General features: G+C 59.3%; 12 protein-coding genes. 4 read left to right on the top strand and 8 right to left on the bottom strand.

Annotation, left to right across the window (positions count from 1 at the left end):
* Nucleotides 1-29 precede the first annotated feature (29 nt).
* Complete coding sequence (locus tag ACQRC0_RS05005; protein WP_427728248.1) at nt 30-929, bottom strand: DUF4097 family beta strand repeat-containing protein; 900 nt, start codon at nt 927-929, stop codon at nt 30-32.
* Nucleotides 926-1,642 (bottom strand): helix-turn-helix domain-containing protein, encoded by a 717-nt coding sequence (locus ACQRC0_RS05000; RefSeq protein WP_427728245.1) that lies wholly within the window; start codon nt 1,640-1,642, stop codon nt 926-928. The genes ACQRC0_RS05005 and ACQRC0_RS05000 overlap by 4 nt, the downstream gene beginning before the upstream one ends.
* A 267-nt stretch (nt 1,643-1,909) precedes the next feature.
* Between ACQRC0_RS05000 and ACQRC0_RS04995 the strand changes: the two genes are divergently transcribed.
* From ACQRC0_RS04995 to ACQRC0_RS04985, 3 genes are all read left to right on the top strand, one after another.
* On the top strand, nt 1,910-2,782 hold the full coding sequence (locus ACQRC0_RS04995; RefSeq protein WP_154517111.1) for a class I SAM-dependent methyltransferase: 873 nt from the start codon (nt 1,910-1,912) through the stop codon (nt 2,780-2,782).
* A 119-nt stretch (nt 2,783-2,901) separates the two neighbouring features.
* Nucleotides 2,902-3,783 (top strand): tRNA (guanine(46)-N(7))-methyltransferase TrmB, encoded by an 882-nt coding sequence (gene trmB, locus ACQRC0_RS04990; protein WP_154517108.1) that lies wholly within the window; start codon nt 2,902-2,904, stop codon nt 3,781-3,783.
* 267 nt (nt 3,784-4,050) lie between these two features.
* On the top strand, nt 4,051-6,732 hold the full coding sequence (locus tag ACQRC0_RS04985) for a DEAD/DEAH box helicase (protein ID WP_427728242.1): 2,682 nt from the start codon (nt 4,051-4,053) through the stop codon (nt 6,730-6,732).
* 79 nt (nt 6,733-6,811) lie between these two features.
* Here the strand turns inward: ACQRC0_RS04985 and ACQRC0_RS04980 are convergent, their stop codons facing one another.
* The 6 genes from ACQRC0_RS04980 to ACQRC0_RS04955 all read right to left on the bottom strand — a co-directional run bounded on the left by ACQRC0_RS04980 (nt 6,812) and on the right by ACQRC0_RS04955 (nt 11,937).
* The gene (locus ACQRC0_RS04980) at nt 6,812-8,569 is read right to left on the bottom strand and encodes a DUF2130 domain-containing protein (RefSeq protein WP_427728240.1); all 1,758 of its coding nucleotides are present in this window, start codon (nt 8,567-8,569) and stop codon (nt 6,812-6,814) included.
* Nucleotides 8,570-8,719: 150 nt separating this feature from the next.
* Nucleotides 8,720-9,265 carry a metallophosphoesterase gene (locus ACQRC0_RS04975; protein WP_427728237.1) on the bottom strand — a complete coding sequence of 182 codons (546 nt, stop codon included), beginning with the start codon at nt 9,263-9,265 and terminating at the stop codon, nt 8,720-8,722.
* Nucleotides 9,266-9,331: 66 nt separating this feature from the next.
* The gene (locus ACQRC0_RS04970) at nt 9,332-9,511 is read right to left on the bottom strand and encodes a hypothetical protein (protein ID WP_154517096.1); all 180 of its coding nucleotides are present in this window, start codon (nt 9,509-9,511) and stop codon (nt 9,332-9,334) included.
* Nucleotides 9,512-9,529: 18 nt separating this feature from the next.
* A complete protein-coding gene (locus ACQRC0_RS04965; protein ID WP_427728235.1) occupies nt 9,530-9,856 on the bottom strand; it encodes an HIRAN domain-containing protein in 327 nt (108 codons plus the stop codon).
* A gap of 123 nt (nt 9,857-9,979) precedes the next feature.
* A complete protein-coding gene (locus tag ACQRC0_RS04960) occupies nt 9,980-11,359 on the bottom strand; it encodes an aldehyde dehydrogenase (protein ID WP_427728233.1) in 1,380 nt (459 codons plus the stop codon).
* An 8-nt stretch (nt 11,360-11,367) separates the two neighbouring features.
* Nucleotides 11,368-11,937, bottom strand: a complete 570-nt coding sequence (locus ACQRC0_RS04955; protein WP_427728230.1) for an iron-containing alcohol dehydrogenase — start codon at nt 11,935-11,937, stop codon at nt 11,368-11,370.
* Nucleotides 11,938-12,290: 353 nt separating this feature from the next.
* Between ACQRC0_RS04955 and ACQRC0_RS04950 the strand changes: the two genes are divergently transcribed.
* A complete protein-coding gene (locus ACQRC0_RS04950) occupies nt 12,291-12,851 on the top strand; it encodes a ferritin family protein (RefSeq protein WP_154517090.1) in 561 nt (186 codons plus the stop codon).
* Nucleotides 12,852-13,077: the final 226 nt, after the last annotated feature.

Below are 13,077 nucleotides of genomic sequence, written 5' to 3'. Positions count from 1 at the left end.
TATATGTACCGATCTCCGAAAACCGCGTGTCACTCCGGATCAAACGACATGTCACCCGAACCGACCTCAAAACGATACGTGGCAGACTTATCACCGTTATCGAATTCAAGATTCAAAATGGTCTCGCCGTCGTAGCCAAGCGGAAGGAAATCGCTCTCGAAGTCGCCGCTGCCCACGGTAAGGCTCGCCTTAAAGCCCGTAGAATTCGGAACCGTCATCTCCACATCGCCCGAGGCCACGCTCACGTCCATCGACTTCGCGGGGGCCTGGTAAAGCTCGAACGTCACATCGCCCGAACCGACCTCAGCGCTGAGCGCATCAGTCACGCTGCCCGAAAACTCTACATCTCCCGCACCCAGGAAAAGGTCGAAACCATCACAGATGACACCGGCAATCTGCAGATCACCCAAGCCCACGTGCGCGTTGACTCCCTTCAGATGTTCGGCAACACGGCGTGGCAGCTCAACCGTAACTGAGCGATCGATTGCCTTACCGTTATCACTTCCAAACTGGGAAACCTTGAGCGTCGAGTCCTCGACGGATGCGATGTTTTGCGTCGCGGCCTTGGAGGCATCCATACCCTCGGCAACGCGCCCCCGCTCTATAACGCGAGCCTTGTTGCCATCAACAACCTTGACGTCCACCGAAGCCGCATTGATATCGAAATCGAGATAGCGGAACTCATCGGCATCAAAAGTCACACTCGAAAGCTGCTGAGGCCGAGCGGAATAGTTACCGCTATTCAAGGAATCGTCCTCGTCAAACATATCGTCAAAATCAGACAAATGGCCAGATAGAATACCGGTCGTACGCACCATATCGGAATGAGCCAATAGCCGCGAAATGCCAAAGACAAGCCCAATGATAAGCACAAACGCTCCGACGCCAACGCCCAAGCGTACCTTGGATTCATGCGAAAGCTTCATCATTCATCACCCTCTTTGGCAATCGGCTCAGCGGTGGTCGCGGTAGCCACATCAGTATCAACCGCAGCGGAAACATTCCGAGCCCTAGCCGTCACCGATGCCGGACCAACCTGAATATCACCGCGCGCCCAATCGCCATCGAGCGCACGCGCCACCCAGTGATAGATGGGAATCGTAAAGAAGATCAGCGCGGCAAAGGGGCCGGCGCCAAACGGGAACATCAGCAAAAAGAACAGTAGCCAGCACACGGCCCAATACGGGAACGACTGGAACGGGCCCTTCACCGGAATCGAGCCAACTGCGCCGCCACTCGTCGCCTGCGCCGTAGCAGCATTGGCGGCCTGCGCACTCCAGCTTGCCGCTTGTGCCGCCTTGGCGGCGGCATCACTCGCCTGTGTTGCCGCCTCGGTGGCGCGTGCCGCCGCCTCATGGGTGCGGGCGCGCTCTGCCGCCTCGGCCTCGCGCTGGCGGGCGCGGTCCTCGTTCTCAAACTCGATATCGTCCTCGATCTCGTCGCTCGGATTGAGCAGCTCGTCCAGGCTCACGCCATAGAGTTTGGCGAGCGAGATCAGGTTCTCGGTATCGGGCGAGCTCTCCGCGCGCTCCCATTTACTGACCGCCTGGCGCGACAGTCCCAGCTTTCGCGCCAGCCCTTCTTGGCTAAAGCCTTTGCTGCGGCGAAGGTCGGCGAGCCGCTGCGCAGTTTCTACATTCATGGTTCCTCCTATGTGATGCCAGCCGTGCCGCCGGACCGTTTTTGTTCTTAAGGCGCCTTGCACAGTTAAAAATCTATCCGCCACCGCCAAAAGCATGCCACCTATTCTAGTGAGATTTTTGACAACCGGCGGTTGCGGGTGCATATGAGCTGCGGAAATGTGTCCAAACAAAGCAATGACACGTAGCTTGGTTGTCCCCGTTGCGGCGTTAACGGTAGTATGGTCGTACTGTTTATTCCGCACCGCCAACGGAGGGAGTCCCGCGCCGTGAACCGCGATTTCGCCTCATCGCTCATCCAGCTCAACAACACGTTCTATCGCGAGCACTCCGCCTCCTTTTCCGATACGCGTCAGGCCCCGTGGCCCGGCTGGGTACGCACCATGGATATCGCGCTCGAGCAGCTCGACGTCGCCACAATCGAGCATCCCGTCCGCGTCTTCGACCTTGCCTGCGGCAATATGCGATTCGAGAACTTTGCCGCCGGCGGCGCACTTGCCGCCAAGGGCGTCGACGGCGCAAACTCCTCGGCAGATGCCAGCTGCCCGTTTGAGTTCTATGGCGTCGACTCGTGCCAAGACCTGGCTATCGATGCGCACGGTCACGCCCTGCGCATTCCCAACCTGCACTTCCAGGAACTCGACGTGCTCGACGCCCTCATGAAGCTCAACCCCGCCGAGACACCCGACGCGCTTTTCGACGCCCCGCTCGCCGATATCTCGGTCTGTTTTGGCTTTATGCACCACGTGCCGTCGTGCGAGTACCGCGTACGCGTGCTCGACGCCCTGGTGCGGCAGACGCGCCCGGGCGGCATCATCGCCATTAGCTTTTGGGAGTTTATGAACGACGAGCGCATGGCGCGCAAGGCCGTTCGCGCCGAGGCCCGCGCCGAGCTCACCCCGCCGTTTGAGGGTTACGATTCCGCGCAGTTTGAAGCCGGCGACCACCTCATTGGCTGGCAAAACGACCGCCACGCCTACCGCTATTGCCATCACTTTGACGATCAGCAGATCACCGACCTGGTGCGCGGCGTTCGCACGTTCTACAAGAGCGGCGAGGTCCCCGTACGCGAGCTTGAGCGCTTCCATGCCGACGGTCGCAGTGGCGAGCTCAACCGCTACGTGATTCTCAAGCGCCTGTAGGCACCGACGACTCGCCGTCGAGCCGCACCGCGTCTTTCGGGCAAGCTATGCCTACCCTTTTTTCAACCCATTGATGGAACGCGCAGCTATGCGTTCCATACTTATGACCAAGGAGCCTCATGGGAGCCGTCCACGTTCGCACGCCTAAGAACTTTGTGCTCGAAGAGCGCCTGGAGCGCTACGCCGATGCGATTGAGACGAACCCTGAAATCTATGCCGGAGATTGGCGCGAGGCCTGTGCGCCCGCAGGCAGCAAGTCTTTCGAACACCTTCACCTGGATCTTGGCTGCGGCAAGGGAACGTACCTTGTAGAGCGCGCGGCCCACGAGCCAAACACGCTCTTTATCGGCATGGACCAGGAGCCCATCTGCATCGCCTATGCCGCACAGAAAATCTGCGAGCAGGAACTGACCAACGCACTCGTCCTGCCCCGAGGCGCCGCATCGTTGCCGCAGCTGTTTGCCACAGGCGAGCTCGATGCCATCACTATCAACTTTCCCACGCCGCAGCCCAAGGCCAAGTACGCCAAAAAACGACTCGTCCATGTCGACCATCTGATGCTCTACCGCCCGCTTTTTTCAGCCGGCGCCACCGTCACGCTGCGCACCGACAGCAAGCCATTGCGCGACTACGCCCTGGGGCAGTTTGCCGCGGCCGGCTACGACACACTATGGGTAAGTGACGACGTTCGCCGCGACCATCCCGAGCATCCCGAGACCGAATACGAGCGCCGCACGCGCGAGATGGGTGCCGCCGTCTATGGCATTTGCGCCACTCCCGACGCGCTGCCCAGCGATGAACAGCTCACGGCGGGGCGCGCGCAGGAGCAAAGCCTTGCGTGCTACCTGCCCGACAATCTCGATGAGCTCACCTACGTGCCCCTCGGCATGGAAGAGGCCGTCGAGAATTTCAAAAACCGCGCCCGCAAGGGCAAGAAGCGCTTACCGCAGGAGTCCCAGGGGCCTCTGATGGTCGCGGCTTCGGCAAACAAGCGCAAATAGGCGCCAGCAAACGACCCTCAAATCTAAGTGAGTAGACTTTTTTGCAATAGCCAAGCACAACCCGCATAACCAATACTAAAACCGCAGGTAGAGCCTTTGCGCAAAAGCCATGTGCTCGCGATATTGCAAAAAGTCTACTCACTTAGCTGGCAACTGCACCAAACAGCTGGGCAGAACGCCCATTTCCTGCATTTTCTTGCCTGCGAACGCATCGATGCGACGCTACGCCATAATAGTTGGCGGACAATCGCGAGAGAAAGCAAACACATGGCACAGACCACGACAGATACCGCCGCCAGCACCGTCTCCGGTGCCGGCGCCGCCAGCTCGTTCTCGGGCGGCACGGGAACCGAAGCCGAGTTTGGCTCGCTCGGCGCGCTCTCTCCCACCTGGTGGGAGCCCGAGGACGGCAGCGAGCCCGAACCATGGCTCACGCCCGATCAGGCCTTCGAACGCTTCTTTGAATGGACGAGCGACCGTGGCATTGAGCTGTGGAATCACCAAGAAGAGGCCCTCATGGACCTGGCCGCCGGCGATCACGTCATTTTAGGCACACCGACCGGATCGGGTAAATCGCTCGTCGCGCTGGGCATGCTCTTTATGGGCATGGCTCAGGGCAAGCGCTGCTATTACACGGCCCCCATCAAAGCCCTGGTCAGCGAAAAGTTCTTCGACCTGGTACAGGTACTCGGCCGCGATAACGTCGGCATGATCACCGGCGATACGCATATCAATACCAAGGCGCCCGTCATCTGCTGCACGGCCGAAATCCTTGCCAACGATGCGCTGCGCGAGGGCGAGGGCGCCGACGTGGGCTGCGTGGCCATGGACGAGTTCCACTACTTTGCCGACCCCGACCGCGGCTGGGCCTGGCAGGTACCGCTGCTCACCCTGCCCCACACGCAGTTTATGCTCATGAGCGCCACGCTCGGCGATGTCACCGCGATCGCCGCCTCGCTCGAGGAGCACACCGGCGCTGCTTGCGACTTGGTTGTCGATGCCCCGCGTCCTGTTCCGCTGAGCTACGACTATGTGACGACCTCCCTCGAGGGCACGGTCGAGCTCGCGATGCGCCGCGGCGAGGCCCCGCTCTATATCGTGCACTTTAGCCAGGATGCCGCCCTTGCGACGGCACAGTCGCTCGCCAATTTTGGCATCGCCAGCAAGGAGCAGCGCGAAGCCATCAAAGAAGCGGCAAAGGGAACGAGCTTCTCCACGGCCTTTGGCAAGATTCTCAAGCGCCTGCTTGGATGCGGCGTCGGCGTGCACCATGCTGGCATGTTGCCGCGCTATCGCCTGCTGGTCGAGCGCTTGGCGCAGCAGGGCCTGCTGCCCGTCATTTGCGGCACCGACACACTCGGCGTCGGCATCAACGTACCCATCCACACCGTGGTGCTCACCGCGCTCACCAAGTTCGATGGTTACAAAATGCGTCGTCTGCGCGCCCGCGAGTTCCATCAAATTGCCGGTCGCGCCGGTCGCTCGGGCTTCGATACCGAGGGCATGGTAATCGCCGAGGCACCCGAGCACGAGATCGAGAATGCCAAGCTTATGGCCAAGGCGGGCGACGACCCCAAAAAACTCCGTAAGATTAAAAAGAAAAAGGCCCCCGAGGGCTTTGTCTCATGGAACAAGCAAACTTTTGAGCGCCTGATCGAGACGCAACCCGAAACACTCAAGCCACGCCTGCGCATCACGCACTCTATGGTGATTAGTGTGGTCGAGCAGGGCGGCAATGCCCGAGCCCGCGTACATGACCTCATCGAGACAAGCCTGCAGACCCCCGAAGAAAAGGCCAAGCTTGAGGTTCGCGCCGACGAGATCTTCGCCACGCTCATCGACTCCGGCGTCGTCGTGCGCACCGAGGTGCCGCCCGCACCCGACGCTCCGGCTGACGCCGCGCCGGATATCGACTACGCGCTGACGGTCGACCTGCCCGAGGACTTTGCGCTCGACCAGCCGCTCTCGCCGTTTTTGCTTGCCGCGCTGGAGCTGCTCGACCCCGAAAGTGAGACCTATACCATGGACCTCATTTCGATGGTCGAGGCCACGCTCGAGGACCCCAAGCAGGTATTGCGCGCACAGGAGCGCGCCGCACGCGATCGCGCTATGGCCGAGATGAAGGCCGACGGCATCGAGTATGAGGAACGCTTGGAGCGCATTCAAGACGTCACGTACGAAAAGCCGCTCGAGGATTTGCTCGACGCCGCTTTTGACAAGTACTGCCAGGAAGTGCCCTGGGCAAACGACTACCAGCTCTCTCCCAAGAGTGTCCTGCGCGATATGCTGGAAAGCGCGAGCGATTTTAAGGGTTACATTCAAAAGCTCGGCATCGCCCGCTCCGAGGGCATTTTGCTTCGCTACCTGGCAGAGGCCTACCGTTCGCTCGACCGCACCGTACCCATCGAGAAGCGCGACGAGCGCCTGCGCGACATTATCTCGTGGCTGGGCTTTGTGGTGCGCTCGGTGGACTCGAGCCTGGTGGATGAGTGGGAGAACGCCGGCAACCCGGCAGCCCTCGATGCCGCGCCGCCACAGGGCATCGACGAGGTCGTGGCGGACCGCCGCGGCTGCACGCTGCTGGTGCGCAATGCGCTCTTCCGCCGCGTGACCCTTGCCGCCCGTGAGCACGTTCGCGACCTGGGCGAGCTCGACGACGACTGGGGCATGAGCGAGATCCGCTGGCAAAAGGCCCTCGATGCCTACCATGAGCAGCACGAGGAAATCCTCACCGACGGAGACGCCCGCAGCGCCGCGATGTTTTCCATCGATGAGTCCGACGAGAAGACCGCGCACGTATGGCACGTGCACCAGATCTTTGCCGACGAGGACGGCGACCACGACTTTGGCATCATGGGCGATGTCGATCTGGACGCCACGCAAGACGGCGGTGAAGTCATCTTCAAAAACTACCGCGTCGGCTTTATCGAAGACCTGCTCGAGGACTAGTCGAACATACTGGAACGAAACGAAGCGGGGCCGTTGGCAATATCGCCAGCGGCCCCGTTTTTGCACTATACGCTATGCCTTACTCGGTATCCTCGACCTCATACGAATCCGCCTCGGCTGGCTCATCGTTTGTCTCTGGCGCAGCCCCGCGCGCCTCATCAAACGCCGCCTTCATGGTCTTGTTGCCCCACGTGAGCTTGCGAATGGTAAGATCGTCGGCCTTCTTGTTGGCTAGGCGCAGATTGTTCTCGGAGGACAGCAATGCCTCCTTGGTTTTCTGCAGATGGCTAATCGTCTTGTCGATCTCATCGATTGCCGTTTGGAACTTGCGGCTCGCGATCTCGTAGTTGCGACCGAAATCATTCTTGAACTTCTCCATCTTGGCTTCGAAGTTCGTGACGTCGATATTCTGCTGTTTGTACTCCGCTAGCTCCTGCTTATAGCGCAGTGAGCCCATGGCGGCGTTGCGAAGGAGCGTGATCATGGGAATGAAAAACTGTGGGCGAATCACGTACATCTTCTCGTAGCGATAGCTCACGTCGACTATCCCTACGTTATAGAGCTCGCTCTCGGGCTCGAGCAACGTGCAGAGCACCGCGTACTCACAGCCTTTCTGGCGACGATCGTGATCGAGTTTCTTAAAGAAGTCCTCGTTTTTATGCTTGGTCGCGGTCTCGTCGTTCTCGTTTTTCATCTCGAACATAATCGAAATGACCTCGTTGCCGCTCGCGTCGCACTCGCGGAAGATAAAGTCGCCCTTGGTACCCTCGGACGCATCGTTATCCTTCTCGAAGTACGCGTTGGGAAATGCCGTCATGCGCAGACGGTTAAACTCGGTCTCGCAGTGCTGCTCGAGCGACTCGCCCACCATCTTGGTGGACAGACGGACCTTCATGTCCTTAAGGCGCTCGATCTCTTCATCCTTGTAGCGAATCAGGTCATCGCTCGCGCGCTTGGCCTGCGCAAGCTCGAGCTCGTGTGCCGCCTTGGCCTGTTCCTCGCGAGAATCGCGCACCGCCAGCTCGCTCGTCAGTTTGGCACGCGCCTCATCGCGCTCTCGCTCCGCCGCGGCGACCGCCTTCGACAGCTCCATTTTTGCAGAAAGCTCTTGCTCACGAAGCTGTGCACGAAGGCCCTCGGCCTCGCGCTCAGACTGAGCCTTTGCGGCGGAAAACCTCTCTTGTACCTTCGCGCGATAGTCAGCAAGCGCGCGCTCGGCCTCGCTGCGAGCGGCATCGAGCTCACGCTGCGACTCTGCCGCGGCAGCGGCAAGCGCCATCTCCTGGGCCTTGTCCGCCGCGGCAAGCCTGGCCTGCAGCTCGGCAATCTGAGCATCACGTGCAGCTAAATCGTTTTGAGCAGCATTGCGCGCCGCCGACTCGACGAGCTTGGCTTCGTCATCTTTGCGCTCCAGCTGCGCACGCAAATTGTCAATCTCGCGCTGGAGTTCGGCATTCTCCTTTTGAGCGTTGGCTCGTGCCTCTACCGCCGCGCGCTGGCTTGCACTCTCGCGCTCTGCGGCAGCGCCCTCGAGCTTGGCGCGCAGCTCGGCGAGCTCAGCATCGCGCTTGGCAACCTCTTGTGCCAGCTGTTGAGCTGCAGCGTTCTTCTGCTCGGTAAGCTGAGCGTTGCGCTGGGACTCTGCCTCTTGCAAGGCAGCCATCGAACGCGAGCGCTCAAGCTCCAGCGCTTGCTCGCCCTCGCGCTGGACCGCCTTCACACGCTCATCCAGGTCGCGCGAAAACTCGGCATTGCGCACTTGCTTGACGATATCCGCATAGCCGGATGCATCGACCTTAAATACTTCGCCGCAATGTGGGCACTTGATCTCGTTCATAGCAGCTCCTCGCTGGACGCAAATTTCAACCGCCTACACTCTACCGCGCCGCACGGACAAAAAAGGTGCCGCCGCCATAATGGCAACGGCACCAGAACCGCCACAAAGGTGCCCGTCCCCTTTGTGGCGGTTTGTGTGACGGTTCGAGAATTACAATCCAAAGAAGCCTAGGATTTGGTCACGGCTTACGGGCTTGTACTCGTTGGCATCGAGGCCGACATCGTAGCGAAAGATAGGACGTTCGCGATCGCGGTTGCGCGTATTGGTGCGGTCTCCCCTGCTGTGGATATGCCCATGCAGCATAATGGCGCCACGCGCCTTGCCGTTCCAGCTGAGCATGGGGTAATGGCTCATAACCAGACGATGGCCCTTGGCATAGCCGGGAGCAATCTCCAGGTAATCGCGCACGTCTTCCCAAATCTGCGGTACGTCGGGATCTTTCCAGTCACCGTCATGGTTACCACGGATGAGCGTCACGTTCTGGCATTCAATGCGTTTACGCAGGCGCACCGCCTCCGCCAGGGGCAAACGATAGGTAAAGTCACCCAGAATATAGAGGCGGTCATCCGCAGCCACGCACTCATTGATGGCATCGATGACCTTGCGGTTCATCTCCTCAACCGAGCCAAACGGTCGGTCCATGTCGTGCAAGATATTCGTGTCGCCCAGGTGCAGGTCGGCGGTAAACCACATCATCGGCTCAGTCCTCATTTCGCAACGCGTCCAACTCGTGCTAAGTATACAGACGCAGCGATGCGGCAGTTACCCAAAGAGCCCGCCAAACAGTCCGCGACGGCGCTTGTCTTTCTTTTTCGACGCATCACCCTGAGTTTTCTTGTCCTGTCGCATCTTACGATCCTGCTCCAGCTCATCGTCGTCGAGTAGCATATCCCACTCAAACGAATCGTCCGTCAAATCGAACAGGTCGTCGTCATCAAACATGGCAGCCTCCCTTACCGACTAGCGAGCATCCACCACATAGAGGCCAACGCGCACCTGGTGCCACGGGCTACGCTCGGGGGCAACCTGCTGCACGCGGGCCTCAAATACGTCCTCGTGGCCGTAATACATCATCAAGGACAGCGGGCCGACCTCGTTTCCCGGAACATAGCCAAGTTTGGTCTTGCCATAGTAGATCGCGACCGCCTCGGGATCATGGGGATTATCGCGCTCGGCGCACAGCGTCAGTTTATCGCCCGCTTTAAAATCGCCTAGGACCAAAGCGCCGTCGGCATATTGAAATCCTGCGATATGAAACGACAGAAGAACACGTGAGGGCTCGTACATAGCAACTCCCCTAACGGCCGGATAAACCGGCGTTTAACCTTGCCGAGAAGTCTACGGGTCCGTGCGGACACAAATTCATCCTGTCTGCGTCTTTTCGACCGTTTGTCCCTACGCCATCTGATTTTAATGCACAAACATGCGCACGAATTTGTGCTTCCAGTTTGCGTAAGGGGCATAGCGGAATGGCACGTCCAGCCACGTTGCCTTGTTCACGATGCTTTTCTTGTGGCTAAACGTATCGAAGCTCTCGCGTCCATGGTACTGCCCCATACCGCTCGCTCCCATGCCGCCAAAGCCCATATGGCTCGTAGCCAGATGCATGATCGTGTCGTTGACGCAACCGCCACCAAAGGGCACGTAACGCACAAAGCGCTGCTGAACCTCACGGTCCTGGCTAAAGATATACAGGGCCAGCGGCGTCGGACGATCCGTAATAAACGTCTCGGCCTCGTCTAGGCTCTCAAACGTCAGCACCGGCAAGATGGGACCGAAAATCTCCTCCTGCATCACGGCGTCATCGGGGGCCACGCCGTCCAAAATTGTCGGCTCAATCTTGAGCGAAGCCTCGCGCGCAGCACCTCCAAGCACGACCTTATCGGGATCGATTAGCCCATGCACGCGCGCAAAATGCTTGGCATTGACGATATGCCCGTAATCCTCGTTGTCGAGCGGATGCTCGCCAAACATACGGCGCGCCTCTTCCTTGATGAGGCCCAGCAACTCGTCGTGCACACGCGTATCGACCAGCAGGTAGTCGGGCGCCACACAGGTCTGCCCCACGTTGAGCCATTTACCAAAGGCGATACGCCGTGCCGCAACCTTCAAGTTTGCCGTCGCATCCACGATACAGGGACTCTTTCCACCCAGCTCAAGCGTCACGGGCGTAAGGTTTTTACTTGCGCGCTCCATGACGAGCTTGCCGACCGGAACGCTACCGGTAAAGAAGATCTTGTCCCAGCACTCATCGAGCAGTGCTTCGTTCTCGGCGCGCCCGCCCTCGACAACTGTCACCAGGCACGGATCAAATGCCTCTTCGCAGATCTGCTTGAGCACCGCACTCGATGCCGGAGCATAGGCGCTCGGCTTGATGACCACAGTATTGCCCGCGGCAAGGGCGCCGGCGAGCGGCTCGAGCGTTAGCAAAAACGGGTAGTTCCACGGGGCCATGATGAGCGTGACGCCATAGGGCACGGCTTGCGTTTTGCACACACTCACGGCGTTGGCAAGGTCGCACAGACGCAGGCGCGGACGACTCCATCGAGCCACATGCGCGATCTGATGACGAATCTCGGAAAGCGACGTGCCGATCTCGCACATATACGCCTCGTCATGCGACTTTCCCAAATCGGTCTTGAGCGCATGGGCAATATCGGCCTCGTGGGCCCGCACCGCATCGCGTAAACTCACGAGCGCACGACGTCGAGCATCGACATCAAACGTGGCGTGCGTCTTAAAGTAGACGCGCTGGTCTCCGACGATGCGCGCATTTTCCTCGGTGTTCATGGACCCTCCTAGTTCTCGCCCTCAAACATACCACCCGCGACGACCTCGTACATGCGCATCAGCTCCAAACGGTCCTTCAAAAGTGGAACTGGGTACAGCGGATTGGCCTCGGCATCGGCATGCGCCGCTATCTCGGGAATGTCGGAGCGGCGAATGCCCGTCACATATTTGGGAATGTCCAAGGCGGCGTTCATTCGATCGGCCCAATCGATAAAGGCCTCGACGGCATGCGTCAGGGCGCCCATGCCCGTCTGCCCCGTAATGGAGGCGGGCAGACCGCGCGTGAACTCGGGGTCGTGCACCGCAAAGCGCGGGATAAGCACAAAGTCGTTAATGGGGTACTTGTAGTGCGTCTCGTTATCGGTGATAACCGCCGCGAGCGTGACTTCGCTTCCCGTACCGGCGGTAGTGGGAACCGCAATAAGCAGCGGCAGGAGACGATGGACGCGCAACAGGCCGCGCATCTTGTTGATGGGCTTGTTTGGCTGCGCGATGCGTGCTCCCACGCCCTTGGCACAGTCCATGGCCGAGCCACCGCCAAAGCCGATAATGGCCTGGCAGGCGCTCTCTCTCAGCATGCTCCAGAATGCGTGGCTCGGTATAGGGCAGTACCGGCAATGCGATGCGAAAAACCGTTTGATACGTTCGGCACCAGGCGCAGCGGGCTAGATGCATAAAGGAAACTCCCTCATTTGTTGATTGGTCAACATTTGTTCGACCGATTGTACTCATCAGAGGTCGCAGGCGGCCTGCCAATCGTTAATCAATCAACATCTTCATCTTTCAAAATTGTTTTATCAAAAATCATTCCTAATAGGCTTCACATTTTGTTGCATTTATGGATAATAGAACTCGTCAAGACGCACGTCCGGAGAGGGCCCTTACGGGATCGGACAAGCGCCCCATCGCCATCCATCGAAAGGATCGAATCATGAAATTTGTTTGCCCCGTTTGCGGTTATGTGGAAGAGTTCGACGGCGACCAGCTGCCCGAGGATTTTAAGTGCCCCCAGTGCGGCGTTCCCGGTTCTCGTTTCCTGAAGCAGGAGGAGGGCAAGCTCGAGTGGGCTGCCGAGCACGTCGTGGGCGTCGCCAAGATGGAGGGCGTCTCCGAGGACATCGTTGCCGACCTGCGCGCCAACTTTGAGGGCGAGTGCTCTGAGGTCGGTATGTACCTGGCCATGGCTCGCGTCGCCCATCGCGAGGGCTATCCCGAGATCGGCCTATACTGGGAGAAGGCTGCCCACGAGGAGGCCGAGCACGCCGCCAAGTTCGCCGAGCTCCTGGGCGAGGTCGTGACCGACTCCACCAAGAAGAACCTCGAGATGCGCGTTGAGGCCGAGAACGGCGCCACCGCCGGCAAGACCGATCTTGCCAAGCGCGCCAAGGCCGCTGGCCTCGATGCCATCCACGACACCGTGCACGAGATGGCTCGCGACGAGGCCCGCCACGGCAAGGCTTTCGCCGGCCTGCTCAAGCGCTACTTTGGCTAAGCCAACCGCCTGAGAGATAATCTCTAACTTTAAAGGGCCCGAACCGCATGGTTCGGGCTTTTTTCGTGTCTCATGAACTCGTTAACGCCCTGAAATAGGGCCACCTTCGGCATCGACTTCTCGTCAAAAACTAAGTGAGTAGACTTTTTGGAACTTGCCGAGCAGACCATCCATATTGCTCTATAAAGCAGCAGGTAAATGACTTGTTGCAAAACGGCCTGGTCGC

The sequence above is a fragment of the Collinsella sp. SGI.033 genome (assembly GCF_050315135.1).
Lineage (GTDB): Bacteria > Actinomycetota > Coriobacteriia > Coriobacteriales > Coriobacteriaceae > Collinsella.
This window is presented reverse-complemented; position numbering and strand designations above follow the sequence as displayed.